Here is a 25,703-nt window from a genome sequence, read left to right on the forward strand (position 1 = left end):
GTTTCCCCGAAACCGGCGTGCGGTTCAGGCCGCGCGGGGCGGCGGTCAGGAGCTGGTGAGGCGGGCGGAGATGCGGGCGAAGCCCGCCTTGAGGTCGTCGGCGCTCGGGGCCTCGGCCACGTGGTCGTCGTGGTCGTGCGCGTGCTCCTCCTCGGCGTCCGTGTCGTCGTCGAGCACGTCGTCGATCTCGTCGGCCGCCTCGGCGGCGAGGTCCTGCGCGTTGGCGATCTCGGCGCGGATCTGCTCCAGCGAGGTCGCCGGCAGCAGCGGCTCCACGACCGCCATCAGGTCCTCGTCGGCCACGATGTGCTGCGCGAGGGCGAGCGCGTGCGGGCGCTCGTACGGTCCGCAGACCACCGGCTCCCACTCCTCCTCGTCGTCGAGCGGGCCGAAGGTGATGATCCAGGGAAGGTCCAGCTGCGGCGCGCCGGCCGGCAGCTCCAAAGTCACGAGTGCACCCACGCGACCATCATCGAGCTTCGCGGGGCCTTTTGGCGGGAGGTTCCGCCGATATCCTGCGCGGCGCGGGCGTGTCGCCGCCGTCGGCGAGGCGCGCCGCGCGCTCGGCCGCGTCGTCCTCCCGCGCGGCCCGTTCGGCCTCCTCCGCCGCGGCCTCGATCCCGGTCCGGAACTCGGCCGTCGTCTCCGCCTCGGCCTTGGCCAGGTCGGCGGGCGGGACCCATTCCAGGTGGTGTTTGCGGGGGCGGCCCCAGGCCAGGTCGAACACCTTGCCCCGGCCGGACGTCGCGGCGTACGCCACCGCCCACAGCACGACCTGGTTGAAGAGGTAGAGGTAGAGCAGCAGACCCACGGACGCGGCGACCGCCACGTAGGCCGGGTTGTTCTCGGTGCGCTGTACGAAGTAGCGGCCGAAGTAGTTGAGCAGGGTCAGCCCGACGCCGATGATGCCGACCGCGGGCAGCAGCCGGCGCGGCGTCATGTGGACCCGGGGCAGCACGGTGACCAGCGCGAACCCGATCAGCGCGTTGACCACGACGGCGAGCGCGTAGCCGGCGACCTTGACCCAGAAGGCGCCGGTGGACTCCGGGATCAGGTCGAAGACGTTCTCCAGCCCGTCGATCACGGTGAGCGAGACGGCGATGAGCAGCCCGAGCGCGATCAGCATGCCCAGGTCGGTCAGGCGAAGCACGAGGAAGTTGCCGGGATGCTGGTCCAGCCCCCAGATGGCGCGCTGGGAGGAGCGCCACGCGTCCACCCAGCCGATCCCGGCCAGCACCAGGCTGATCACACCGATCCACTGGATCGACGTCGCGGCCGCCTTCAGCTGGCCGGTGTCGATCGACGGCAGGTAGAGCTTCAGGAAGCGGTCGACCTCGGCGACCAGGCTCGCGTTGGCGGAGAAGACCTTCACCAGCACCGCGTACGCCACCATCGCCATCGCGTACGCGGCGAAGAAGGCGTAGTAGGCGATGGCCGCGGCCAGCCGCCCGGCGAGCACGTCGGCGTAGCGCTCCTTCATCCGCCACAGATGGTCGAACCTCGCGGACCGCTTCCGGGTCCGGTCCACCAGCTGGTCATAACGTGCGCCGACGACCTCGGTCATCCGCTGCACCCAACCCACGACGGCCACCACGCCCACATCCTCCCCGACCGCCACCACCGCAGAGAAAGGAAGGGCACCTTCTTGACGGACGTCCGTGTAGAAGGTGCCCTTCCTGACTCTTCGCGGATCAGGCGGTGAGCCAGACCGCCGTGTCCGCGGGGATGCGGCCATCGGTGTGCAGCGGGCCGCTGGCGAGCAGGACGTCGCCGGTCAGGCCCAGTTCGGCGAGGTCGAGCACGCGGTCGGCGATGTTGACGACGACCACGACGCCGGGCTCGCGGCGGAAGGCCAGCACGCCCTCAGGCGCGTCCAGCCAGTCCACCCGGCCCCCGCCGAGCGCGGGCAGCTCCCGGCGCAGCCGCAGCGCGGCGCGGTAGAAGTTCAGCGTCGAGTCCGGATCGGTCTCCTGGACCTGCGCGGTGACCGCCTCCCACTTGGCCGGCTGCGGCAGCCACGGCGTGCCCTGGCCGTCCGGGTTGAACCGGAAGCCCTCGGCCTGCGTGCCGCCCCAGGGCAGCGGGACCCGGCAGCCGTCCCGGCTCTCGCCGGTGCGCTTGAAGGACGGGTCCTCGCGCAGCTCGTCCGGCAGGTCCAGGACCTCGTTGAGGCCAAGCTCCTCGCCGTTGTAGAGGTACGCCGAGCCGGGCAGCGCCAGCATCAGCAGCGTCGCCGCGCGGGCCCGGCGCAGGCCCAGCTCGCCGTCGCCGTAGCGGGTGACGTGCCGGAACTTGTCGTGGTTGGACAGCACCCAGGTGGTCGGCGCGCCGACCAGGTCCGCCTCGGCCAGCGACTTGTCGATGATGGTGCGGAACGACGCCGGGTCGAAGTCGGCCATCATGAAGTCGAAGTTGAAGGCCTGGTGCAGCTCGTCGCGGCCGATGTAGCGGGCCAGCCGCTCCGCCGACTCCACCCACGCCTCGGCCACGGCCATCCGGCCGCCCGGGTACGCGTCCAGGATGGGCCGCCACTCGCGGTAGATGTCGTGCACGCCGTCCTGGTCGAAGTACGGCAGGCGCTCGCTGCCCAGCATCTCGACCTGGCGGCCGCCGTCGTCGGTGGTGCGCCCGACCGAGGGCAGCCCCTCCGCCTTGACCATGCCGTGCGCCACGTCGATGCGGAAGCCGTCCACGCCCCGGTCCAGCCAGAACCGCAGCACGTCGCGGAACTCCGCGCGCACCTCCGGGTTGTCCCAGTTCAGGTCGGGCTGCTCGGGCGCGAACAGGTGCAGGTACCACTGCCCGTCCGGGACCCGGGTCCAGGCACGGCCGCCGAAGATGGACTCCCAGTCGTTCGGGGGCAGCTCGCCGTGCTCGCCGAGGCCCTCGCGGAACATGTACCGCTCGCGCTCGGGGGAGCCGGGCGCGGCGGCCAGCGCCTCCTGGAACCACTGGTGCTGGTCCGAGGAGTGGTTCGGCACCAGGTCCACGATGATGCGGATGCCGAGGGCGTGGGCGTCCTTCAGCATGGCGTCGAAGTCGGCCAGGGTGCCGAAGCGCGGGTCCACGTCGCGGTAGTCGGCGACGTCGTAGCCGCCGTCGGCCAGCGGCGAGGTGTAGAACGGGCTCAGCCAGATCGCGTCGATGCCGAGGTCCCGCAGGTACGGCAGCTTGCCCCGCACGCCCTGCAGATCACCGGTGCCATCGCCGTCGGCGTCGGCGAAGCTGCGCGGGTAGATCTGGTAGACGACGGCGTCGCGCCACCAGTCGTCGGTTGCCTGCGTGGTCACTGGCTGTCCTTTCCGAGGGCGCGCAGGAGCGGCTGCGCAGGGTTGGCGGTCATGAGGGGAGCAGGGCCACGGCCGCGCCGGCCGGGACGGTCAGGGTGAGGGCGCCGCCCTCGACCACGTCCATGGTCTGCCCGGAGACCAGGTCGCGGTAACGGCCGGGGGCCAGGTCGCCGGTGAGGTCACGGGTCACCGGCGCCGTCGCGCGGTTCAGCGCGAAGTATCCGGCGCCGCGCGCGAAGCCGAGCGCGTCGGGCGTCGCCCACCAGCCGGTCACCGGCGCGGCGCCGACCGCGGCCCGCCAGCGCGCCAGCGCCCGGACCTGGGGCAGCCGGTGCTCGCAGACGAACGCCTTCCCGTCGCACACCACGGGCAGGGTGCGGCCGGACGCGTCGGCGGGCGGGCCGTCGTCGAAGTGCGCGAAGGCGAAGCTGCTCATCAGCAGCGGGGTGCCGTACGGCCAGGCCAGCATGAACTGCACGGCGAGGGTGTGCAGGGGGCCGTCGGCGTGGCTGAGGGTGCTGCCGCCGCGCTGGCTGTCGTGGCTGTCGACGTACACCACGGAGCCCTCGGGCGGGAGCAGGTCGGTGAAGGGCGAGCCGGTCTGCGTGCCCAGCTCGGCCAGCGACTCCAGCGAGCCGGTGCGGAACGCCCGGCCGAGCGTGTCGGCGTAGCGGGGCTCCAGGGTCGCGCCGAAGTCCCGGTACTCGGTGGGCTGGATCGGCTCGGTGGGGCTGTAGAGGACCTCGGACCAGACGGTCGCCGGGCGGTCCAGCCGGTCCAGGATCGCGCGCAGGTCGGCGGCGGGCAGGTGCTTGGCGGCGTCGATCCGGAACCCGTCCACGCCGACCGAGAGCAGGTCGTTCAGGTACCCCGCGAGCCGCGCGCGCACCGGCTCGGCCTCGGTGGCCAGGTCGGCCAGGCCGAGCAGCTCGCAGTCCTGCACCTGGGCGCGGTCGCCGTAGTCCTGCACGGCGCAGGCCGGGTGGAAGGCGCCCGCGGGCTGGTCGGGGTAGGCGTAGTGGGTGAAGGCGGTGCCCGCCGAGCCGGTGCCCGACTGCTGCGCGGTCATGTGGTTGACCACGGCGTCGGCGTAGACCTGCACCCCGGCGGCGTGGCAGGCCTGGACCATCGCGGCGAGCGCGGCCCGGTCGCCGCGGCGGCCGCTCAGGGTGTACGACACCGGCTGGTAGTCCTGCCACCACGGGTGGCCGGGCAGCACCGCGTGTTCCTGCGGCGGCGAGAGCTGCACGCCGGTGACGCCGTCGGCGGCCAGCGCCGGGCACTCCTTCGCCACGTCCGCCCAGGGCCACTGGAACAGGTGCACCAGCACGCCGGACGGGTCGTGGGGACGGGCGGCGGGCGCGGGGGAGGCCGGTGAGAGCGGTTTCTCGCCGGGCGCGGTGCAGGCGCCCGCGAGCAGCGTGGCGGCCGCGCCGAGAACGGCGGCGGCGCGGCTGCTGCGGCGCATGACTTCCTCCAGAAACGGGTCGTCACGGCGCGAGGGGCGCGCCGTGGACCTATGAAGGATGTCGCGCAAGTTGCGCAAGAGTCAAGCAGAGGATTTCAGAAAGTTTCATGCGTCATAGCGACGCGCCGTCACTCCGCGTGGGCGGCGGTGGAGCCGCGGACCACCAACTCGGGCCGGAAAATGTACTCCGAGTGGGGGGCAGGGTGTCCCTTGATCTCGTCCACCAGTGCCCGAACAGCTGCCACGGCCATCGCCCGGACGGGCTGGCGCAGCGTCGTCATGGGCGGATCGGTGAACGCGATCAGCGGCGAGTCGTCGTAGCCGACCACGGAGACGTCCGAGGGCACCTGCAGGCCGCGCTGGCGCACCGCACGGATCGCGCCCAGCGCCATCAGGTCCGAGCCGCACACGAAACCGGTCACCCCGCGGTCCAGCAGCCGCGAGGCGGCCGCGTCGCCGCCCTCGACGCCGAACAGCGACAGCGAGATCATCTCGTCGATCTGGGCGTCGCTGAGGTTGAGCAGGCGCCGCATCGCGGCCCGGTAGCCCTCGATCTTGCGCTGCACGGGCAGGTAGCGGTCCGGGCCGGAGATCAGGCCGATGCGCTTGTGGCCGAGCGCGACCAGGTGCGACACGGCCAGCTCGCCGGCCGCGCGGTCGTCGCACGAGATGAACGGCGCCTCGATGCCCTCGGCATAACCGTTGACCAGCACGATCGGCAGCGGCCGGGCGATCAGCTTGCGGTAGCGCTCGGGATCGCTGGTCGCGTCGGCGTGCAGGCCGGAGACGAAGACGATGCCCGAGACCTGCCGGTCGAGCAGCATCTCGACGTACTCGTCCTCGGTCACGCCGCCCGGGGTCTGCGTACACAGCACCGGGGTGAAGCCCTGCTGGGCCAGCGTGGTCTCGATGATCTGGGCGAACGCCGGGAAGATCGGGTTGTCCAGCTCGGGGACCACCAGGCCGACCAGGCCGGCGCTGCGCTTGCGCAGCCGGGCGGGGCGTTCGTAGCCGAGCACGTCGAGGGCGGTCAGCACGGCCTGCCGGGTCTCGGCGGAGACGCCGGGCCGGTCGTTCAGCACCCGGGAGACGGTGGCTTCGCTCACCTCCGCCTGCTGGGCGATGTCAGAGAGTCGCGCGCGCATGGCGGCACTCTAGCCCAAGAGAGCCGGATGTTGATATGCCGCCACTGCAAGGTCTTCCATTGCTTGCAAAGCCTTGCTAACCTCCCGGCAACAAACTCCGTAACACGGATCACAACCCCGGCAACGGGGTGCTGTGGTGCGTCACCGATTCTGGAAGACCTTCCAAGGCGGTGCGCGCCGACCCCCTCTTCCGGGTCGCCCCCGGGCGGCCTTCTTCGAAGGAGTTCTCATGCGCATCCGTACCGCGGGTGTGATCGTCGCCGCCGCCGGCCTCATGCTCGGCGTCGCGGCCTGCGGCGGCACCAACGAGCCGGCCGCCACCCCCAGCAAGGACAAGGGCAACGGCAAGCTGGTCCTGTGGACCGACCCGACCCGCGCCCCCGTGCTCAAGCCGTTCGCCGAGGCGTTCGGCAAGGAGAACGGGGTGACCGTCGAGGTCAAGGAGATCAGCGAGAACCAGCAGCAGACCTTCATCACCGCCTCCCAGCAGGGCAGCGGCCCGGACATCATGGTCGGCGCGCACGACTGGATCGGCAACATGGTGCAGAACGGCGCCATCGACCCGGTGCAGCTGACCGCCGAGCAGAAGGCCGCGTTCCACCCGAACGCGCTCAAGGCCGTGACGTTCAACGGCCAGGTGTACGGCGCGCCGTACGCCATGGAGAACGTCGCCCTGATCCGCAACACCGACCTGGTGCCCACCGCTCCGGCGACCATCGAGGAGCTGGTCAAGGTCGGCAAGGAGCTGAAGGCCGCGAAGAAGGTGCAGGAGATCCTGTGCGTGCCGTTCGGCGCGGGCGGCGACGTCTACCACACCTACCCGCTGTTCTCCGCCGCCGGCGGCTCGCTGTTCGGCACCACGGCCACCGGTGACCCGGACCCCTCGAAGGTCACCGTGAACACCCCCGAGTCCATCGCCGCGCTGGAGAAGATGAAGGCGCTCGGCGAGAAGGGCGACGGCGCGATCAAGACCTCGATCGGCAACGAGAACGGCATCCCCACCTTCGTCCAGAAGAAGTGCGCGTTCCTGATCTCCGGCCCGTGGTCGATGAACGACGTCAAGAAGGGCGGCTTCAACTTCGACGTCACCGCCGTCCCCGGCTTCGCCGGCGGCAAGCCCGCCACCCCGTTCCTGGGCGTGCAGGCGTTCTACGTCGCGGCCAAGGGCAAGAGCAAGGTGCTGGCCCAGGAGTTCGTGGCCAACTACGTCACCAACAAGGACGTGGCGCTCGCGCTCTACAAGGCCGACCCGCGCCCGGCGGCGCTGACCGCGGCCGCCGACCAGATCAAGGCCGAGGACCCGAACGCGGAGAAGTTCATCCAGGCGGGCGCGAACGGCATCCCGATGCCGGCCATCCCGGCCATGGGCGCGATCTGGGGCCCGATGGCCAACGCCGAGGTGGCGGTCGTCAAGGGCGGTGACCCGAAGACCGCGGCCGAGGCGGCGGCCAAGGCCATCCTCGCCGAGATCAACAAGTAATCCAGCCTGATGACCACTCAGGTGGCGGGTGCGGGGAGCGAGCGCTCCCCGCACCCGGGGCCGTCCGGGCAGGCCCCCGAACAGCGAAACCCCCGGCGTGGGCAGGGCGGCGAGGCGGAGAAGATCCGCCGCCGCGAGGTGTCCACCGGCTTCATCGTGTCGCGCATCGCCGTGCTGAGCATCGTCGCCGCACTGCTGATCTACGCGATCCCCCCGCTGCTCCAGACGGAGTCCTGGACGGCCCTGGGCGTGCTGGGCGCGGTCACCGCGGCCGTCGCCTACCTCTACCTCACCCCGCGCCACGTGCCGGCGAAGTACCTGGTGCCGGGCACGATCTTCCTGGTCGCGTTCGCCATCGTGCCGATCGTGCTCACCTTCGTCACCGCGTTCACGAACTTCGGCGACGGGCACCGGGGCACCAAGGAGGAGGCGATCCGGGCCATCGAGACCAGCTCGGTGACCCAGGTGCCGGGCTCCCCGGAGTACTACCTGACCATCGCCGAGCGCGCCGGCTCGCTGGTGTTCCTGCTGGTGGACCCCACCACCAAGGCGGTGCAGGCGGGCACGGCCGACGGCCTGTCCGCGGTCGACGGGGCCGAGGTGAGCCTCACCGGCAAGGTGCTGTCCGCGAGCGGCTACACCATCGTGCCCACCGCGCAGGCGGCCGAGCGCGACGCGGAGATCGGCGCGTTCTCGGTGCCCACCGCGGGCGGTGCGATCAAGGCCACCGGCCTGAGCCGTGCCTTCGAGGGCAAGGCCGACAAGAAGTACGACGCGGCCTGCGACTGCATCGTCAACCCGGCCGGGGACAAGTGGTTCGCCGACGAGGCCGAGGGCTACTTCATCGACTCGTCCGGCGCGCACCTCGACCAGGGCTGGCAGGTGGGTGTCGGTTTCGCCAACTTCAAGAAGGCGCTCACCGACCCGACCGTCTCCGGCCACTTCCTGAACGTGCTGATCTGGAACTTCGTGTTCGCGATCAGCTCGGTGGCGACCACGTTCGCGCTGGGCATGATCGTGGCGCTGGCGCTGCACCACCCCCGGGTACGCGGCACGAAGATCTACCGGGTGCTGCTGATCCTGCCGTACGCGATGCCGTCGTTCGCCATGCTGCTGATCTGGCGGGACATGTTCAACACGGACTTCGGCCTGATCAGCAAGCTGTTCGGGGTGCACGACTGGCTCGGCACGCCGACGACGGCCCGGCTCGGGCTGATCGTGATCAACCTGTGGATGGGCTTCCCGTACATGTTCCTGGTGATCACGGGTGCGCTGCAGGCCGTGCCGAAGGAGCTGACCGACGCGGCACGCATCGACGGCGCCACGCCGTGGGCCGGGTTCCGGCGGGTCACCCTGCCGCTGGTGCTGGTCGCGCTGACGCCGCTGCTGATCTCGTCGTTCGGCTTCAACTTCAACAACTTCAACAACATCCGGCTGGTCACCAACGGCGGCCCGTACGCGATCGACAACGCGACCGTGGGCTCCACGGACCTGCTGATCAGCTACACGTACCGGGTCGCGGGCTTCGACAGCGGGGTGGCCGACTTCGGCTTCGCCGCGGCGATCTCGGTGTTCATCTTCGCGATCGTGGCGACGGTGTCCACCGTGGCGTTCTGGCGCAGCCGACGGCAGGAGGAGGTGTACTCGTGAGGTACCTCAAGGAGGTCGCCTGGCGGCACGCGGTCGCCCTGGTGGTAACCGCCTTCGCCCTGTTCCCGATCATGTACGTGGTGTCCGCCGCGCTCAACCCGCTGGGCACGCTCGGCTCCACCGAGCTGCTGCCCACCGGCGCGAGCCTGGACAACTTCGCGGTGCTGTTCAACGGCCAGCAGCCGTTCGTCAACTGGTTCCTGAACTCGGTGGTCATCGCGCTGTTCTCGGCCTTCGCCGGCCTGCTGATCAGCGTGGCGGCGGCGTACGCGTTCAGCCGGATGCGCTTCGCCGGCCGCCGGGTGGGTCTGCTGAGCATCCTGCTCATCCAGATGTTCCCGCAGTTCCTGGCGATCGTGGCCATCTTCATCGTGTTCACCGAGATCACCGAGCTCTACCCGACGTTCGGCTTCAACCAGCCGTGGGGCCTGCTGGTGCTCTACCTCGGCGGCGCGCTGGGCGTGAACACGTACCTGATGAAGGGCTTCCTGGACACCGTACCCAAGGAGATCGACGAGTCCGCCACCATGGACGGCGCCTCCCACGTCCAGACCTTCTTCCGCATCATCCTGCCGCTGGTCGGCCCGGTCCTCGCGGTCACGGCGATGCTGTCCTTCATCGGCACCATCAACGAGTTCCTCATCGCCAACGTCTTCCTCCGCGACACCGAAGCCAAAACCCTGGCGGTAGGCATGTACGGCATGCTCACCGACAAACGCGACGCCAACTTCGGCCCCTTCGCCGCAGCAACCCTCCTGACGGCCATCCCCACCGTCAGCCTGTTCCTGTGGCTCCAGAAGTACATCGTCTCCGGCCTCACCGCCGGCGCCGTCAAGGGCTGACCCCCGCACTGCGTTGATCATGAACTTATGGACGTGTTCGACGGCGTGTCGACACCCCTAACTTCATGATCAACGCAGTGCACCAACCAACAGCAGTGTCGCGACCCCGGGCCGAGAGGGCTGCGGGATGAAACGTCGGCATCCTCAGTGACGGAAGGATGGCGCGACAGTGCGTCTTCACGAGCAGCCGCATCATGACGGCTCGAGACTGTATATATCGGATGGTGCGCCCTCGTTGGGCGACGTCGTCAGTGTGTGGGTACGGGTGCCCGGGGCGGCCCGGGTCACGGCGGTGCATCTGCGAAGCACGCCGGACGGGGAGCCGCGGTTCACGGCCACGACTGTCGATCCGGATCGGGCCGGGAAGGCCCTCGGCGGTTACGGGGCCGGGGATGTGTGGTGGCGTGGTGAGCTGGTGGTGCGGAATCCGGTCACCAACTATCGGTTCCTGGTCGAGGCCGAGGGAGTGGAGCCCTACTGGCTGACGGCGGGCGGGATCGTCGAGCACGAGATCCCGGATGACATGGACTTTCGGGTGCTGGCCTATCAGGCGCCGCCGGTCTGGTCCGCGGATGCCGTGATCTACCAGATCTTCCCGGACCGGTTCGCCCGTGCTGCGGACGCGAAGCCGCTGGCGGACGTGGATCTGCCGGAGTGGGCGCTGCCGCGCGAGTGGGACCGGGACGAGGTGATCGGGCAGGGGCCGGGCACGTCGGAGCAGTTCTTCGGCGGGGACCTGGACGGGATCACCGAGCGCCTGGACCACCTGCAGGCGTTGGGCGTGAACACGGTGTATCTGACGCCGGTCTTTCCGGCTCGGTCCAACCACCGGTATGACGCGTCCACCTTCGACGAGGTCGATCCGCTGCTGGGCGGGGACGCGGCGCTGGCGCGGCTGGCCGAGGCCGTGCACGCGCGCGGGATGCGGCTGATCGGCGACATCACCTCGAACCACTGCGGCGACGCGCACGAGTGGTTCACCCGGGCCGTGTCCGATGTGCACGCGCCCGAGCGGGAGATGTTCTACTTCGACGAGGCGACCGGCGAGTACGAGTCGTGGTGCGGGGTGAAGAGCCTGCCGAAGCTGAACTGGGCCAGCCCGCTGCTGCGCGAGCGGATGGGCGCGGTGCTGCGGCGCTGGCTGGCGCACTTCGACGGCTGGCGGGTGGACGTGGCCAACATGACCGGCCGCCGCGGCGCCCAGGACGACACCCACGAGGTCGCCGCGCTGATCCGGCGCGGGCTGCCGGGCGAGGTGATGCTGGTCGGCGAGCACATGCACGACCCGACCGGCGACCTGGACCGCGACGGCTGGCACGGCACCATGAACTACCTGGGCTTCACCCGGCCGGTCTGGGCGTGGCTGCGCGGCGACGGCGACCTCGACCAGTTCTTCGGTACGCCGCCGGGCGTGCCCCGCCGGGACGGGCGGGCCGCGTACGCCACCATGCGGGCGTTCGCCTCGCGGGTCTCCTGGCGCACGCTCACGCACTCGTGGAACATCCTGGACTCGCACGACTCGGCCCGCATCCGCACCGTCACCGGCGACGCGGGGCGGCACCTCGTCGCGCTCGGCCTGCAGGTGACCCTGCCGGGCACCCCGATGGTGTACGCGGGCAGCGAGTTCGGCCTCACCGGCTGGAACGGCGAGAACGCGCGCACCCCGATGCCGTGGGACCGCCCGGCCGACCGCGACGAGGACACGCTCGCGGCGTACCGGCTTCTCCTGCGGTTGCGGGCGGCGGAGCCCGCGCTGCGCCACGGCGGGCTCCGCTGGCTGCATGTGACCAGCGATACCATGGTCTACCTGCGCGAAGTCGAGCAGAATGCCATCTTGGTGGCAGCCCGGCGCGCGGGCGGGGAAGCAGTGCGGCTTCCGCTCGATGCGCGGCTGACCGGCGTCTACCACGCCACGGACCTCGAACCGGATGACTCGGGCACGGTGACGCTGCCCGGCGACGGCCCGAGCCTGCGCGTCTGGCGGCTCGGCCCACCTCGCTGACAGGCGGTGGCGGCACGCGGTTCGACCCCGTGTGCCGCCACTTGCCGTACAGCCGCTCCAAAAAAGAGTCGGGCGTGTCGCTCACCCGGCTCACGCAAGATCGCGTGAAGCGGGGTCTTACGCTACGGCCGTGCCCAAGCCGCCGCATCGTCCCGACGCGCTCGCCCGGAGGATCTTCCGAGGCGCCGACGTGCTGGAGTCGGGCCTGCTCACGCGCGCCCAGCTGCGCAGTTCCGCGTGGCGGCCGCTGTTCCGCGGGGTGTATGCCGACCGCGACCTGACCATCACGCACCGGCTGCGCTGCCTGGCGGTGAGCGACTTCCTGCTTCCCGAGGACGGCGTCATCGCGGGCCGCTCCGCCGCCTGCCTGTACGGGGCGCCCTACGGCGCCGACGAGCCGGTCGAGGTGCTCACCCCGGGCCGGTTCGGGCCCATGTCGGGTGTGCTGGTGCACCGCGGGCCGGTGCCGGAGAAGGACGTGAACCGCCGCGTCGACGGCATCCGGGTCACCACGCCGCAGCGCACCGGCTGGGATCTGGCCCGCTGGCTGGACGTGGTCGAGGCGGTGGCGCTGCTCGACGCGATGGTGGCGCGCGGCGCGGTGAGCGTCGGCGCGCTGACCGAGTACGCCCAGGCCCGGATCGGGCAGCCCGGCTGGGCGCGGCTGCTGAAGGCCGTGAAGCTGGTCGACCCGGCGACGCGCACCCCGCACGAGAGCCGGGTGCGGGTGCGGCTGACCCTGGCCGGGGTGCCCGCGCCGGTGGTCAAGTTCGTGCTGGCCCGGGACGGGGAGCCCGCGGTGCGGCTCGACCTCGCCTGGCCGGATCGTCACGTGGCGGTGTCCTGCGCGGCCGAACCGGTCCCGGCCCCGGCGGGCTGGCGGATCCTGCACGCCGGCCCCGAGCAGGTCGCCGCGGGCTTCGACCTCCTCCTCCGCGACCTCAAGACGGCCCTGCGCCCGCGCCGGTCCAGGGGCTGACCTCCGCCGGGCGGTGCAGTTTCGGGAAACTGCAGTGCTGCTGCCCGGCATCGGTGCAGTTTCCCCGAAACTGCACCGAGCCCGGCGGGTGACGTCAGCGCCAGAAGACGGCGACGGCGGCGTTGACCAGGGTGAGGCCGATGATGGCGAGGAAGTGGCCCTTGTTGACCGTCTCGCGCTTCTTGAGGTACGGGATCAGCACCATGATGAAGATCAGGATGGCGAGCACGCCCTTGACCGCGAGCTTGGCGGGGTCGGGCTGGACCTCGCGGCCGAGCGGCGCGGCCAGCGCGACGCCGGTCACCACCTGGATGGTCGCGCCCCAGAGCATGACGGCGTTGACATAGATGCGGCCCGAGTAGTACTGCACCAGCGCGCCGCCCAGGAGCAGGGCGAAGCCGACGAGGTGCGCGTACCGCAGGATGAGTCGTACTGCTTCCATGGCGCGAAGGGTACGCGAAACCGCATGCTACCCGCGCAGCAAGGCATGGGCCTGCGCAGATGCCCACTTCATGCCCCATTGACGGGTTACGGTGGCCCCGGTCGAGGCTCCTTCGTGACCCATTACACGCCGTGGTCACGCGGGGGTAACGACCGTTCAACAACCCTGCACGATTGTCGTTCGAACGGCGACGTGAAGGATATGTTGCTGGGCGAGGTTCACCGTGCCGCCATCTGATCGGGTGGTAGTCCTTGCGCGGTGTCTTTATGGGAGAGGAGACCGTCTTGCGCCCTGTGCGTGGGATGAAGATTGTCGCGCTGGCTGCCGCCGCGGGCCTCGCGTTCGCCGCGGCCGCGTGTGCCAAGCCGACTGAGGAGACGCCGGGCACCGGCTCCAGCGCCGCTGCCGCGTTCAGCGCGTGCATGGTGACCGACACCGGTGGCATCGACGACCACTCGTTCAACGCGTCGTCGTGGGCGGGCCTCAAGGCCGCCGAGGCGGGTAACCCGGCCATCAAGCCGAGCTACACCGCGTCGACCGCGATGAGCGACTACGACCCGAACCTGGCGAACTCCGTCACCAAGGGCTGCAAGTACATCCAGGCCGTGGGCGGTCTGATGGGCGACGCCACCAAGAAGGCGGCCACCGCCAACCCGACGGTGCAGTTCTCGATCGTCGACGCCGACAACCTCGGCCAGGCGAACGTGTACCCGATCCAGTTCCAGACCCAGCAGGCCGCGTACCTCGCCGGCTACCTGGCCGCGGGCTACTCGAAGACCGGCAAGGTGGGCACCTACGGCGGCATGAAGATCCCGCCGGTGACCATCTTCATGGACGGCTTCGCCGACGGTGTGGCCGCGTACAACAAGGCCAAGGGCAAGAACGTCCAGGTGCTGGGCTGGGACAAGGCCAAGCAGGACGGTCTGTTCACCGACGACTTCGGCTCGCAGGAGAAGGGCAAGCAGAAGTCGGACACCCTGGCCGCGCAGGGCGCTGACGTGATCTTCCCGGTCGCGGGTGGCGCGGGCCTCGGCACCGCCGCCAACGCGGGCGACAAGTACGTCGTGATCTGGGTCGACGCCGACGGCTTCGAGACCACCCAGTACGGCAAGGTCATGCTGACCACCGTCGTGAAGAACTCGACCGACGGTGTGAAGGAGGCCGTGACCAAGGCCGCCGCCACCCCGGGCACCCTGCTGACCGGTGGCTTCATGGGCACGCTGGCCAACAACGGCGTCTCGCTGGCCCCGTACCACGACTTCGACAGCAAGATCGACCCGGCCCTCAAGGCCGAGGTCGAGGCGCTGAAGGCGGACATCATCGCCGGCAAGATCGTGGTCGACTCCCCGGCGCAGCCGAAGTGATCACCCGCCGCCCCCTCCGATGAGATCATCACCGGAGGGGGCGGCGTCGCTTCTTCTTTCCGGCCGCTGCCTCCGCCACGGAATCCGTGGCCGAGGTGGCGGCCGGACCGGTTCGATCGTCAGGGCGGCCGGGTGGTGTAATCCATCCCCCGCCGCCCACATAATGAGCGCGACACTCGCCCCTCACGGGTGGACTGGACCAACGGAGGTCTGAGCTGAGACTCGAACTGCGCGGCATCACCAAGCGCTTCGGTGACCTCGTCGCGAACGATGACATCCACCTCACCGTGGAGCCGGGCGAGATCCACGCGCTGCTCGGCGAGAACGGTGCGGGCAAGTCCACTCTGATGAACGTGCTGTACGGCCTGCTGCAGCCGGACGAGGGCGAGATCCTCGTCGACGGCGCGCCCGTGCGCATCAAGGGCCCCGGCGACGCCATCAAGGTCGGCATCGGCATGGTGCACCAGCACTTCATGCTCGTGCCGGTCTTCTCCGTGGCCGAGAACGTCATGCTCGGCGCCGAGCCGGCCCGGGGCGGCTTCATCGACCACGCCGGTGCGGTCAAGCTGGTCCGCGAGGTGTCCGAGCGGTACGGCCTGCCGCTGGACCCGAACGCGATCATCGAGGACCTGCCCATCGGCATCCAGCAGCGGGTCGAGATCGTCAAGGCGCTCACCCGCGAGGTCGACCTGCTCATCCTCGACGAGCCGACCGCGGTGCTCACCCCGCAGGAGACCGACGAGCTGCTGCAGGTCATGCGAGGGCTCAAGGCGGCGGGCAAGTCCATCGTCTTCATCACGCACAAGCTGCGCGAGGTCAAGGCCGTCGCGGACCGGATCACCGTGATCCGCCGCGGCCGCACCGTGGGCACCGCCGACCCGACCGCCCCCGAGTCGGAGCTGGCCGAGCTGATGGTCGGCCGCAGCGTCGTGCTGGAGGTGCCGAAGGACGAGGCCGCGCCGGGCGCGCCCGTGCTGGAGGTGTCCGGCCTGGTCGTCGCCGACGACCGCGAGCACCGCGCGGTCGACGGCGTGGACCTTGTGGTACGCGGTGGCGAGGTGCTCGGCATCGCGGGCGTGCAGGGCAACGGGCAGACCGAGCTGGTCGAGTCGATCATGGGGCTGCGCCCCGCCCGCGCGGGCAGCGTGCACCTGAACGGCGAGCCGATCACCACCTGGCACACCCGGGACGTGCTGCGCGCGGGCGTGGGCTACGTGCCCGAGGACCGTAGCGTCGACGGCCTGGTCAAGGAGTTCTCCATCGCCGAGAACCTGGTCCTGGACCTGTACCGGAACGCGCCGTTCGGCGGCCGGTTCTCCCTCGACCTGGACGCCATCGACGCGCAGGCCGAACAGAAGATCGCCGAGTTCGACGTACGCACCCAGTCGGCGCACCAGCCGGTGGGCGCGCTGTCCGGCGGCAACCAGCAGAAGGTCATCGTGGCCCGGGAGATGTCCCGGCCGCTGCAGCTGCTGATCGCCGCCCAGCCCACCCGCGGCGTGGACGTCGGCTCGATCGAGTTCATCCACTCGCGCATCGTCGCCGAGCGCGACCGCGGCGCGGCCGTGCTCGTCGTCTCCAGCGAGCTGGACGAGGTCGTGGCGCTGGCCGACCGGGTCGCGGTGATGTACCGCGGCCGGGTGCTGGCGATCGTCGCGCCGGACACGCCGCGCGAGACGCTGGGCCTGCTGATGGCCGGCATCGACCCCAGTAGCAGCTCGCACATCCCCGGGACCCCGGCGTCCGGCGAGCAGGAACCCCGAGGTGAGGGTATGTCCCACGGTGAGGCCGCGTCATGACGTCGCACGAGCCGATCGAGCAGGAGCCCGCGGCCACCGCCGCCTCCGCCGACAAGAGCCCGGCGCTGCCGGCCGCCGCCCCGGCGCTGCCCGATGTCGCGACCGACCAGTACCCGGGCGCGACCGTCACGATCGAGGAGAAGCCCGCGAAGCACCGCGCGCCGGACGAGCCGAAGCGCTCGTTCGCGCGCACCTTCCGCGAGGAGCTGTGGGCCGACAACAGCTTCACGGTCACCCTGCTGGCGATCGTGCTGGCGCTGATCTGCGGCGCGATCCTGATGGTGGTCGGCAACGCCGACGTCCGCGACCAGTGGCAGTACCTGCTCTACCAGCCGGGCAAGACGCTCGGTGACACCTGGGAGTTCGTCAGCACCGCGTACGCCGACATGTTCAAGGGCTCGATCGTGAACCCGGACACGGTGAACCGCTGGTACTGGAACATGACGACCTGGCAGCAGGTCCTCTACCCGATCTCGGAGACGCTGACCAACGCCGCGCCGCTGATCTTCACCGGCCTGGCCGTGGCGGTGCCGTTCCGGGCCGGCCTGTTCAACATCGGCGGCCAGGGCCAGGCGATCATGGGCGCCATCGGCGGCGGCACCGTCGGTCTCGCCCTGTCGCTGCCCGAGGTCATCCAGGTGCCGCTCGGCGTGCTGGCGGGCGCGCTGCTCGGCGGCCTGTGGGGCTACCTGGTCGGCGTCCTCAAGGCGCGCACCGGCGCGCACGAGGTCATCCTGACGATCATGCTGAACAACATCGCGTTCCTGTTCCTGGGCTGGTACATCCTGCAGTCCTTCATCAAGGACCCGAACCGCTCGGACGCGATCAGCCAGCCCATCGAGGAGAGCGGCGACCTGCCGCAGCTGATCCCGGACCCGCTGCTGCGGGCGCACTACGGCATCGTGCTGGCGCTGCTGGCCGCGGCCGGGGTGGCCTGGCTGCTCAAGCGCGGCCGGTTCGGCTTCGAGCTGCGCGCGGTCGGGCACAACCCGCACGCCGCGGCGACCGCGGGCATCAAGGTCGGCACCACCATCGCGCTGACCATGGCGCTGGCCGGTGCGCTGGCCGGCCTCGGCGGCACCAGCGTCGCGCTGGGCACCGCCCCGGCGCTGACCGTGGACATGCTCGGCCAGGTCGGCTTCAACGGCATCCTGGTCGCCCTGCTCGGCCGGGTCCGGCCGTGGGGCGTGGTCGGCGCGGGCCTGCTGTTCGGCGCCCTGCAGGCCGGCGGCAACGCGATGCAGACCTTCTCCGGCGTCTCCGTCGAGCTGGTCGTCGTGATCCAGGCCCTGATCGTGCTCTTCGTCGCCGCTCCGGCGCTGGTGAAGTCGATCTACAGGCTGCGCAGGTCGCCGGCTGCCGCCGCGCAGGCCGGATTGGCGAAGGGATGAGCGTGACCACCTCCACGATGGATGCCGAGCTGGCGGTGCCGGAGGCGTACTGGACGCGGGCCCGCAAGACCGGCGCGGTGATGACCGGCCTGGGCCTGCTCGCCACGATCCTGTTCGGGGCGCTCGCCTCGTCGGAGAACGCGCGGTTCGCGCTCGGCGAGACGGTGCAGGGCGCCGGGTTCGACATCCCGGGCAACGTCGGCGCGATCTTCTTCGGCCTGGTCGCACTCGTGGCCGGCCTGGTGCTGCTGTTCACCGGACGCCACTTCGGCCTGCTCACCGGCGTCGCGCTGATGGGTTTCATCATCTCCGCGCTGTGCTGGCAGATGTCGGTGTCGCCGGTGTCGCACACCATGCCGCTGGGCTTCATCGCCGCGGCCACCTTCACCGCGGCGATCCCGCTCATCTTCGGCTCGCTCGGCGGTGTGCTGTGCGAGCGCAGCGGCGTGGTCAACGTCGCGATCGAGGGCCAGCTGCTCACCGGCGCCTTCTTCGGCGCGCTGTTCGGCACGGTCACCGGCAGCTTCTGGCTCGGCCTGCTGGCCGCGGCCGTGGGCGGCCTGCTGCTGTCGGCCATCCTGGCCGTCTTCGCGATCCGCTACCTGGTGGACCAGGTCGTGGTCGGCATCGTGCTGAACGTGTTCGCGGGCGGCCTGACGGCCTTCTTCTACGAGCAGGTGATGCGGCCGGACACGGACGCGTACAACTTCCCCGGCAAGGTGCCGACCTGGCCGATCCCGGTCCTGTCGGAGATCCCGATCCTGGGCCCGGCGCTGTTCAACGGCAACATCTTCAGCTACGGCTCGCTGATCGCGGTCGCCGTGGTCACCATCGCCCTGTTCCGCACCCGCTGGGGCCTGCGGACCCGGGCGGTCGGCGAGCACCCGGCCGCGGCGGACACCGTCGGCATCCGGGTGCTCGGGCTGCGCTACCTGAACGTGCTGCTCGCGGGTCTGGTGGCGGGCTTCGGCGGCGCCTACTTCTCGATGCTGTCCACCACCGGCTTCAGCAAGTACATGGTCAGCGGCGCGGGCTTCATCGCGCTGGCCGCCATGATCTTCGGCCGGTGGCACCCGGTCGGGGCGTTCTTCGCGTCGCTGTTCTTCGGCTTCTTCGGCGCGCTGACCGGCTTCCTGAACAGCATCAGCAGCCCCATCCCGAGCCAGTTCCTGAGCATGCTGCCGTACGTCGCGACCATTTTCGCGGTCGCGGGCCTGGTGGGACGCGTACGCGCCCCGGCGGCCGACGGCAAGCCGTACATCAAGGGCTGACCCGCGGGCGCGTAATGTGAATGGTCCGATCTTGCGGGGGCGCCGGTCACCGGTGCCCCCTGCGAGAGCGGGCGGAACAGAAGGAGAGGCCGTCATGGACGTCGACTGGGAGAAGCTGCGCGAAGAGGCGGTGCGGGTGATGCACCGGGCGTACGCGCCGTACTCGAAGTTCCCGGTCGGCGCCGCGGGCCTGGTCGACGACGGCCGGATCGTGGTCGGCTGCAACGTCGAGAACGCGGCGTACGGCGTGGTGCTGTGCGCCGAGTGCGGCATGGTGTCCCAGCTGCACGCCACCGGCGGCGGCCGGCTGGTCGCGATGGCCTGCGTGAACGCCGACGGCGACCCGCTGCTGCCGTGCGGCCGCTGCCGCCAGCTGCTGTGGGAGCAGGGCGGCCCGCGCATGCGCATCGACGCGCCGGGCGGCGAGCTGACCATGGCCGACCTGCTGCCGCACGGCTTCGGCCTGGCGGAGCTGGAAGCCGTCAACGGAGGAGTGATCCAGTGAGTTTCGCGGCTGTGGACGTCATCCGCGCCAAGCGGGACGGCGCCGTGCTGTCCGACGCGCAGATCGACTGGGTGGTCGACGCGTACACCCGCGGCCATGTCGCCGACGAGCAGATGTCGGCGCTGGCCATGGCGATCCTGCTGCGCGGCATGACCGACACCGAGATCGCCCGCTGGACCGCCGCGATGATCTCCTCGGGAGAGCGGCTGGACCTGTCGAAGGTGTCCCGGCCGACCGTGGACAAGCACTCCACCGGCGGCGTCGGTGACAAGATCACGCTGCCGCTGACCCCGCTCGTGGCGGCGTGCGGCGCGGCCGTGCCGCAGCTGTCCGGGCGCGGCCTGGGCCACACCGGCGGCACCCTGGACAAGCTGGAGTCGATCCCGGGCTGGCGTGCCGCGCTCAGCAACGAGGAGTTCATCGCGCAGCTGCGCGACGTCGGCGCGGTCATCTGCCAGGCGGGCGAAGGGCTCGCCCCGGCCGACCGCAAGCTGTACGCGCTGCGCGACGTCACCGGCACCGTCGAGGCCATCCCGCTGATCGCCAGCTCGATCATGAGCAAGAAGATCGCGGAGGGCACCGGCGCGCTGGTGCTGGACGTGAAGGTCGGCACCGGCGCGTTCATGAAGTCCGTCGACGACGCCCGCGAGCTGGCCCGCACCATGGTGGAGCTGGGCCGGGCGCACGGCGTCGACACGGTGGCGCTGCTCACCGACATGAACACTCCGCTGGGCCTGGCGATCGGCAACGCGGTCGAGGTGCAGGAGTCGCTGGACGTGCTGGCGGGCGGCGGCCCCGCCGACGTGGTCGAGCTGACCCTGGCCCTGGCCCGGGAGATGCTGTCGGCGGCCGGGCTCGACGACGTCGACCCCGCCGACGCGCTGCACGACGGCCGCGCCATGGACTCGTGGCGGGCGATGATCCGCGCCCAGGGCGGCGACCCGGACGCGCCGCTGCCCACCGCCAACGAGATCGAGCAGGTGCGGGCCGAGCGCTCCGGCACGGTCGCCGCGGTCGACGCGCTCGGCGTCGGGCTGGCCGCCTGGCGGCTCGGGGCAGGCCGGGCCCGCAAGGAGGACCCGGTCAGCGCCGCCGCCGGCGTGGTGCTGCACAAGCGCCCCGGCGACCGGGTCAGCGCGGGCGACGTGCTCTACGAGCTGCGCGCCGACGACACCTCCCGGATGGCGGTGGCCAAGGTGGACGCCGCGTCCGCGGTGACCATCGCGGACGGCCCCGCGCCGGTGCGCCCGCTGATCATCGACCGGATCGGGTGACCCCGTGGCCGTGCCCGCACCGGACCCCCTCGCCGTGCGCGCGGCCAGCTTCCAGGAGCTGACGCGGCTGGGCGTGCCCCTGCCCCCCGACTCGTACCCCCTGGTGTGGGAGCCTTCGGACGCGGTGGAGCTGCGCCCCACCGGTGAGCTGGAGGCCCGCGTCGCCATCCTGCACGTGCTGCTCGAACGCTGCTTCGGCATGCCGCCCGAGGCGGCCGAGAAGTGGCTCGACGGCAACCGGCTCATCCCGGACGTCACCGAGCCGGAGTGGGCCTTCATCTCCGAGGAGGTGGGCGACCGCCAGTCGTTCATCCTGCACCTGGACGCGCTGTGCGGGCTGGCCTGGGTGCTCGGCATCAGCAAGACCCTCGACCCGCTGACGGCTCCGCCGCGGGTGCTGGAGCAGATGCCCGACCTGCTCGGCGGCGAGGGCTTCGAGGCCTGGCGGGCACGTATCCTGGCCGCCCCGCGCGATCCCACGGTCGTCGCCGCGGCGCTCGACCTGCACTACTGCCTCGACTGGTCGTTCCAGGAGCTGGAGCGGCAGGGTCTGCCCTGCCCCGGCGAGCTGAACGCCAACGCGATCGGCCAGCGGCGGTGGGCGCTGGAATGGTCCACCGTCTTCGTCGGCGAGTTCCACGAGCCGCCCGGCGGCTGGGAAGAGGTCGACCTGTCCGTGTGACGGGCGGGCGGCCACCGACCTCGCCCGGCAGCCGCCCGCCCCCGGTCACGGCAGGTGGGCGGGTACGACCGCGACGCGTACGCCGTCCAGCGGCAGCGGGGCGCAGCCTGCGGCGGCGCAGGTCAGCACCTCGTCGAGCGGCTCGCGGCCGTCGTCGACGGCGAGCAGGCGGGTGCGGCCGGACCAGCCCACGACGCGCAGCCGCCCGTCGTGCCCGGCGACCTCCGAGATCCGCCCGGCCGCCAGATCGGCGGTGCGGAACAGGGCGAGCCGTCCCTCCCGGGCGGGCACGTCGGGCGTGCCGAGCGACAGCGCCACCAGTGCGCCGTCCGGGGACAGCGCCGCCCGCAGCACCGTGCGGCCGGGCAGGCACGCCCGCGCCTGCGCGCGCGGGCCGGTGCGGCCCAGGCGGGCCACCCGTATGCAGCTCGCGCCGTCGAGCACCAGCGCCGTGCCGTCGGCGGCGACGTCCCCGAGAACCAGGTCCGGGGAGACCGTCGCGGTGCTGGTGGTCAGGTCGTACGCGACGAGGCCGGTGACCGCGCCCGGGTGGGCGCCCTCCAGCACGCCCCAGCTGATCAGCAGCCGGTCGGCCGTCAGCCACAGGTCGTGCACCTGGTTGCCGCGCGCGGCCGTGCGCACGTCGAGCCGGGTCAGCTCCCGTCCCGACGGCAGCTCGAAGACGTACAGGTGCGGGTGCAGGTACGCGGCCATCGCCCGGCCGTCGGCCCGGATCGCGGTCTGCGCGCCCGCCAGCACGGGCGCGAAGTCGCGCAGCCGCCCGTCGTCGCCCAGGAACACCGTCCCGTGCATGGCGAGCGGGGCGCCGGTCATGGTGCGCACGACCCAGCCGGCGGCGACGCGTACCGCGTCCACGGCTCTGGTGCCCGCGGGCAGCGGGATGCGCACCGCCCGACCGTCCGTGTGGTGGATGACGCCGTCGGCGTCGAGCGTCGCGGGTGCCGCGCCTTCGGCCGTGGCGGGCGGGCCGCTCGCAGCCGGTCCGGCCAGGGGCGTCCGCGGCGGGAGCGGAGCGTCCGCGGCGCCGGGGCGGTGCGCGGGGGGCGGGGCGGTGGCGTACGCCTGCTGCAGCCCGATGCCGGTGAGCAGAGCCAGCACGGCGAGCACCGCGACGGCGAGCCCGGTGCGGGCGGCGGCTTTGCGGCCGACGGCATACCGGCGCCGCAGCAGCTCCTCGGCCACCTGGTCGGGATCGCGGGGCGGCAGCCTCCGCGGGCCGTCCGGCGTGGCGGGGGCCTGCTCCGGCTCGGCGCTGCCGGGCTGCTCGGCGCTGCCGGCAGGCGCGATGCTGCGGGCAGGGGAGATGCTGCCGGCAGGCTCGGGCGGGGCGGTCGTGGTCGGCTCGGTGTCGTCGTGGTGTGGTTCGTGCATGGGTCCCCCGTTCGCGGTGTCGGCAAGGGAGACGCATCGGCGCCTGCCGCAGGTGTCGCCGTCGGTCGAATCTTTCGGCTGATGTTCGCCGTCCGAACCGGTCGTTACCGCGCGGGTCCGCCGCCTGCTGTCACGACGGGCGGGGCCGGTACAGGCCGATCCGGACGGACGCGGTGCAGGCCACGGGGCCGGTGGCGTGGGCGCGTTCGTGGAAGGCGTTGGGGCCCATCGCGATCAGATCCTCAGTCTCGGCCTCGGACAGCGCCAGCGGCCATTCCAGCGCCCGCGCGCCGGCCGGGTCGAAGTCACGCAACTCCTGCGCGAGGCGGTCCGCCTTGGCGGGGTCGACCGCCAGCAGACCCAGCTGTTCGCGCAGCTCGGCGAGGTGGCGCCCGGTCGGGGTGACCACGATCAGCAGCCCGTCCGGCCGCAGCACCCGGTGCATCTGCGCGCCGTTGCGCGGCGCGAACACGTTCAGCAGCAGGTCCACGCTGCCGTCGGCGAGCGGCAGGGTGCCCCAGGTGTCCGCGAGCACCGCCCCCGCCCGGGGATGCGCCTTCGCGGCCCTGCGCAGCGCCGCCTTGCTCACGTCGAACGCCAGCCCCTCCGCCGCCGGCACCCCCTCCAGCACCTGCGCCAGGTAATACCCCGTCCCCGCCCCCAGATCCACCAGCAGCGGCCCCCCTCCGGACTGTCGATCACGGTCCCGGGGTGGTGACACGCCGTCGACCACGTCCACAAGTTCATGATCAACGCAGATGGCGGTGAGGGCGGTGGCGAGGGGGTGGTAGTGGGCGGTGGTGAGGAAGCGGGTGCGGGCCTCGACCATGGCGGGGGTGTCGCCTTCGGGCAGTCGGCGACCGGTGCCGAGGGTGACGTAGCCGTGCCGGTTGAGGTCGAAGGTGTGGTTGCGCGGGCAGCGGAGGGTGGCGTCGGTTCGCGTGAGCGGCGACGCGCAGAGGGGGCAGCGCAGTGCGTCAATCATGGCGGCGGTGAGCACACGGAATATCTTGGTGCATGTGACTCCGACCTATGACGAGATCGTGAAGGCGCCGAAGGCGCTGCTGCACGACCACCTCGACGGGGGCCTGCGTCCGGCCACCATCGTCGAGCTGGCCGCCGAGATCGGGCACCGGCTGCCCGCCACCGATCCGGCCGAGCTGGGCCAGTGGTTCGTCTCCGCGGCCGACAGCGGATCGCTGGAGCGATACCTGGAGACGTTCGCGCACACGGTGGCGGTGATGCAGACCGCGCCCGCGCTGCGCCGGGTGGCCCGCGAGTGCGCGCTGGACCTGGCCGCCGACGGCGTGGTGTACGCCGAGGTCCGCTACGCGCCCGAGCAGCACCTGACGGCCGGGCTGACCCTGCCCGAGGTGGTGGAGGCGGTGCTCGCCGGGTTCGCCGAGGGCAGCGCGCTGGCCGCCGAGGCGGGCACCCCGATCCGGGTCGGCACGCTGCTCACCGCGATGCGCCACGCCGCCCGCTCGATGGAGATCGCCGAGCTGTCCGTGGCGTACCGCGACGCGGGCGTGGTCGGCTTCGACATCGCGGGCGCCGAGGCGGGCTATCCGCCCACCCGGCACCTGGACGCGTTCGAGTACCTCCAGCGGGAGAACTTCCACTTCACCATCCACGCGGGCGAGGCGTTCGGGCTGCCCTCCATCTGGCAGGCGATCCAGTGGTGCGGCGCCGACCGGCTCGGCCACGGCGTGCGCATCGTGGACGACATCGAGCCGGGCACCGGCGCCCTGGGCCGCCTGGCCGGCTACGTCCGGGACAAGCGCATCCCGCTGGAGCTGTGCCCCTCGTCGAACGTGCAGACCGGCGCGGCCGCCTCCATCGCCGAGCACCCGATCGGGCTGCTGCGCGACCTGCGCTTCCGGGTGACGGTGAACACCGACAACCGGCTGATGAGCGGCACCTCGATGTCTCGGGAGATGGCGCTGCTGGTGGAGGCGTTCGGCTGGGGCTGGGCGGAGCTGCAGTGGTTCACGATCAACGCGATGAAGAGCGCGTTCATCCCGTTCGACGAGCGGCTCTCGATCATCAACGAAGTGATCAAACCGGCTTACGCGAAGCTGCTCTGAGCAGCGTGCGGGTCCGGCGCTGCAGCGCGGCGGCGGAGGTGGGCCGGCAGCCGAGTTCGCTCTGCCGGCCCAGCACCAGCGGGTCCTCCCGCCACAGCCGCAGGCCGCGGCGCACCAGGACCATGGGCGGCTTGCGCTGCTCGGCCAGGTCGCGCACCAGGCGCCGGGCGAAGGTGACCGTGCGCGGCCGGCGCAGCGCGAGCGCGTCGGCCAGCACGCCCGCCTTGCCGCACGCCTCGACGAGCTCGGCGGCGAAGATGCCCTCGGCGAAGAACAGCGGGGCTCCGGCCAGGTCGAACATCCGCTCGCCGATCCGGGCGCTGAGGCTGATGTCGTACACGGGGACCGAAGTCCGGCCCGTCTCGGCGAGCTGTGTGACGGCAGTCATAGCTGCGTCGAAATCCCAGGAAAGAGGGGACTCCCAGTCGACCATCTCGTTCACTCGGGGGAGTGTCAGATCGGTCCCTTCCTTGTAAAAATCGTCGAGGCACAAAACCGGCAGCCCGGTCTGTCCTGCAACGTACGATTTGCCGGATCCGGAAGGACCGGCAAGTAGAACAACTCGGGCATTCTGGACGCTCACCTTGCGTGACTCCAAGGAAACTGCGGGCTGAACTGTGTGGTTGGCCTGCATGAGCAT

Annotated in this window: 21 protein-coding genes and 1 pseudogene; 13 read left to right on the forward strand and 9 right to left on the reverse strand. The window is 71.3% G+C overall.

Annotated features, from left to right (window positions below):
- Nucleotides 1–45 precede the first annotated feature (45 nt).
- The 5 genes from CS0771_RS09220 to CS0771_RS09240 form a co-directional block, all read right to left on the reverse strand.
- The gene (locus CS0771_RS09220) at nucleotides 46–462 is read right to left on the reverse strand and encodes a hypothetical protein (protein WP_212840611.1); all 417 of its coding nucleotides are present in this window, start codon (nucleotides 460–462) and stop codon (nucleotides 46–48) included.
- 7 nt (nucleotides 463–469) lie between these two features.
- Complete coding sequence (locus CS0771_RS09225) at nucleotides 470–1,594, reverse strand: YihY/virulence factor BrkB family protein (RefSeq protein WP_212840612.1); 1,125 nt, start codon at nucleotides 1,592–1,594, stop codon at nucleotides 470–472.
- Nucleotides 1,595–1,691: 97 nt separating this feature from the next.
- Nucleotides 1,692–3,290 (reverse strand): glycoside hydrolase family 13 protein, encoded by a 1,599-nt coding sequence (locus CS0771_RS09230; RefSeq protein ID WP_212840613.1) that lies wholly within the window; start codon nucleotides 3,288–3,290, stop codon nucleotides 1,692–1,694.
- 49 nt (nucleotides 3,291–3,339) lie between these two features.
- Nucleotides 3,340–4,758: an alpha-amylase family protein gene (locus tag CS0771_RS09235; protein ID WP_212840614.1), complete on the reverse strand. Its 1,419-nt coding sequence runs from the start codon at nucleotides 4,756–4,758 to the stop codon at nucleotides 3,340–3,342.
- 128 nt (nucleotides 4,759–4,886) lie between these two features.
- Nucleotides 4,887–5,903, reverse strand: a complete 1,017-nt coding sequence (locus CS0771_RS09240; protein ID WP_212840615.1) for a LacI family DNA-binding transcriptional regulator — start codon at nucleotides 5,901–5,903, stop codon at nucleotides 4,887–4,889.
- 229 nt (nucleotides 5,904–6,132) lie between these two features.
- Here CS0771_RS09240 and CS0771_RS09245 point away from each other — a divergent pair, with 229 nt between their 5' ends.
- From CS0771_RS09245 to CS0771_RS09265, 5 genes are all read left to right on the forward strand, one after another.
- The gene (locus CS0771_RS09245; RefSeq protein ID WP_212840616.1) at nucleotides 6,133–7,383 is read left to right on the forward strand and encodes a maltose ABC transporter substrate-binding protein; all 1,251 of its coding nucleotides are present in this window, start codon (nucleotides 6,133–6,135) and stop codon (nucleotides 7,381–7,383) included.
- 9 nt (nucleotides 7,384–7,392) lie between these two features.
- Nucleotides 7,393–9,033 (forward strand): ABC transporter permease subunit, encoded by a 1,641-nt coding sequence (locus CS0771_RS09250; protein WP_212840617.1) that lies wholly within the window; start codon nucleotides 7,393–7,395, stop codon nucleotides 9,031–9,033.
- Nucleotides 9,030–9,875 (forward strand): sugar ABC transporter permease, encoded by an 846-nt coding sequence (locus tag CS0771_RS09255; RefSeq protein WP_244870699.1) that lies wholly within the window; start codon nucleotides 9,030–9,032, stop codon nucleotides 9,873–9,875. Before CS0771_RS09250 ends, CS0771_RS09255 begins: the two co-directional genes overlap by 4 nt.
- Nucleotides 9,876–10,290: 415 nt before the next feature.
- Complete coding sequence (locus tag CS0771_RS09260) at nucleotides 10,291–11,877, forward strand: glycoside hydrolase family 13 protein (RefSeq protein ID WP_371821375.1); 1,587 nt, start codon at nucleotides 10,291–10,293, stop codon at nucleotides 11,875–11,877.
- Nucleotides 11,878–12,007: 130 nt separating this feature from the next.
- Nucleotides 12,008–12,856, forward strand: a complete 849-nt coding sequence (locus CS0771_RS09265; RefSeq protein WP_212840619.1) for a hypothetical protein — start codon at nucleotides 12,008–12,010, stop codon at nucleotides 12,854–12,856.
- 94 nt (nucleotides 12,857–12,950) lie between these two features.
- Here CS0771_RS09265 and CS0771_RS09270 read toward each other — a convergent pair whose 3' ends face one another.
- Nucleotides 12,951–13,298 (reverse strand): hypothetical protein, encoded by a 348-nt coding sequence (locus CS0771_RS09270; RefSeq protein WP_203743208.1) that lies wholly within the window; start codon nucleotides 13,296–13,298, stop codon nucleotides 12,951–12,953.
- Between the two features lie 302 nt (nucleotides 13,299–13,600).
- Between CS0771_RS09270 and CS0771_RS09275 the strand changes: the two genes are divergently transcribed.
- The 7 genes and pseudogenes from CS0771_RS09275 to CS0771_RS09305 all read left to right on the forward strand — a co-directional run bounded on the left by CS0771_RS09275 (nucleotide 13,601) and on the right by CS0771_RS09305 (nucleotide 21,584).
- Nucleotides 13,601–14,662, forward strand: a complete 1,062-nt coding sequence (locus CS0771_RS09275) for a BMP family protein (protein ID WP_212845722.1) — start codon at nucleotides 13,601–13,603, stop codon at nucleotides 14,660–14,662.
- A 275-nt stretch (nucleotides 14,663–14,937) separates the two neighbouring features.
- Entirely contained in the window at nucleotides 14,938–16,461 is a 1,524-nt protein-coding gene (locus CS0771_RS09280; RefSeq protein ID WP_371821560.1) for an ABC transporter ATP-binding protein, read from the forward strand.
- The gene (locus CS0771_RS09285) at nucleotides 16,458–17,852 is read left to right on the forward strand and encodes an ABC transporter permease (RefSeq protein ID WP_212840620.1); all 1,395 of its coding nucleotides are present in this window, start codon (nucleotides 16,458–16,460) and stop codon (nucleotides 17,850–17,852) included. Before CS0771_RS09280 ends, CS0771_RS09285 begins: the two co-directional genes overlap by 4 nt.
- Nucleotides 17,849–19,123 carry an ABC transporter permease gene (locus CS0771_RS09290; RefSeq protein WP_212840621.1) on the forward strand — a complete coding sequence of 425 codons (1,275 nt, stop codon included), beginning with the start codon at nucleotides 17,849–17,851 and terminating at the stop codon, nucleotides 19,121–19,123. The genes CS0771_RS09285 and CS0771_RS09290 overlap by 4 nt, the downstream gene beginning before the upstream one ends.
- 94 nt (nucleotides 19,124–19,217) lie before the next feature.
- Nucleotides 19,218–19,613, forward strand: a pseudogene (locus tag CS0771_RS09295) (cytidine deaminase); the annotation flags it as partial.
- Between the two features lie 11 nt (nucleotides 19,614–19,624).
- Nucleotides 19,625–20,902 carry a thymidine phosphorylase gene (locus CS0771_RS09300; protein ID WP_212840623.1) on the forward strand — a complete coding sequence of 426 codons (1,278 nt, stop codon included), beginning with the start codon at nucleotides 19,625–19,627 and terminating at the stop codon, nucleotides 20,900–20,902.
- 4 nt (nucleotides 20,903–20,906) lie between these two features.
- Nucleotides 20,907–21,584, forward strand: a complete 678-nt coding sequence (locus CS0771_RS09305; RefSeq protein WP_212840624.1) for a DUF4272 domain-containing protein — start codon at nucleotides 20,907–20,909, stop codon at nucleotides 21,582–21,584.
- A 45-nt stretch (nucleotides 21,585–21,629) separates the two neighbouring features.
- Here CS0771_RS09305 and CS0771_RS09310 read toward each other — a convergent pair whose 3' ends face one another.
- Complete coding sequence (locus CS0771_RS09310; protein ID WP_212840625.1) at nucleotides 21,630–22,976, reverse strand: hypothetical protein; 1,347 nt, start codon at nucleotides 22,974–22,976, stop codon at nucleotides 21,630–21,632.
- Nucleotides 22,977–23,106: 130 nt separating this feature from the next.
- Nucleotides 23,107–23,961: a putative RNA methyltransferase gene (locus CS0771_RS09315; RefSeq protein ID WP_212840626.1), complete on the reverse strand. Its 855-nt coding sequence runs from the start codon at nucleotides 23,959–23,961 to the stop codon at nucleotides 23,107–23,109.
- Between the two features lie 34 nt (nucleotides 23,962–23,995).
- Between CS0771_RS09315 and CS0771_RS09320 the strand changes: the two genes are divergently transcribed.
- Nucleotides 23,996–25,063 (forward strand): adenosine deaminase, encoded by a 1,068-nt coding sequence (locus CS0771_RS09320; RefSeq protein ID WP_244870700.1) that lies wholly within the window; start codon nucleotides 23,996–23,998, stop codon nucleotides 25,061–25,063.
- On the opposite strand, the gene CS0771_RS09325 is transcribed toward CS0771_RS09320, so the two are convergent.
- Complete coding sequence (locus CS0771_RS09325) at nucleotides 25,035–25,703, reverse strand: uridine kinase (RefSeq protein WP_371821376.1); 669 nt, start codon at nucleotides 25,701–25,703, stop codon at nucleotides 25,035–25,037. The two genes, CS0771_RS09320 and CS0771_RS09325, sit on opposite strands and share 29 nt — an antisense overlap.

This window comes from Catellatospora sp. IY07-71 (genome assembly GCF_018326265.1).
Classification (GTDB): domain Bacteria; phylum Actinomycetota; class Actinomycetes; order Mycobacteriales; family Micromonosporaceae; genus Catellatospora.

Excerpts from the sequence above, each read along its gene's own strand:
- CS0771_RS09235 (WP_212840614.1), bottom strand. The coding sequence starts at position 4,758 with ATGCGCCGCAGCAGCCGCGCCGCCGCCGTTCTCGGCGCGGCCGCCACG.
- CS0771_RS09240 (WP_212840615.1), bottom strand. The coding sequence starts at position 5,903 with ATGCGCGCGCGACTCTCTGACATCGCCCAGCAGGCGGAGGTGAGCGAA.
- CS0771_RS09245 (WP_212840616.1), top strand. The coding sequence starts at position 6,133 with ATGCGCATCCGTACCGCGGGTGTGATCGTCGCCGCCGCCGGCCTCATG.
- CS0771_RS09250 (WP_212840617.1), top strand. The coding sequence starts at position 7,393 with ATGACCACTCAGGTGGCGGGTGCGGGGAGCGAGCGCTCCCCGCACCCG.
- CS0771_RS09270 (WP_203743208.1), bottom strand. The coding sequence starts at position 13,298 with ATGGAAGCAGTACGACTCATCCTGCGGTACGCGCACCTCGTCGGCTTC.
- CS0771_RS09275 (WP_212845722.1), top strand. The coding sequence starts at position 13,601 with ATGAAGATTGTCGCGCTGGCTGCCGCCGCGGGCCTCGCGTTCGCCGCG.
- CS0771_RS09285 (WP_212840620.1), top strand. The coding sequence starts at position 16,458 with ATGACGTCGCACGAGCCGATCGAGCAGGAGCCCGCGGCCACCGCCGCC.
- CS0771_RS09290 (WP_212840621.1), top strand. The coding sequence starts at position 17,849 with ATGAGCGTGACCACCTCCACGATGGATGCCGAGCTGGCGGTGCCGGAG.
- CS0771_RS09310 (WP_212840625.1), bottom strand. The coding sequence starts at position 22,976 with ATGCACGAACCACACCACGACGACACCGAGCCGACCACGACCGCCCCG.
- CS0771_RS09315 (WP_212840626.1), bottom strand. The coding sequence starts at position 23,961 with ATGATTGACGCACTGCGCTGCCCCCTCTGCGCGTCGCCGCTCACGCGA.
- CS0771_RS09325 (WP_371821376.1), bottom strand. The coding sequence starts at position 25,703 with ATGCTCATGCAGGCCAACCACACAGTTCAGCCCGCAGTTTCCTTGGAG.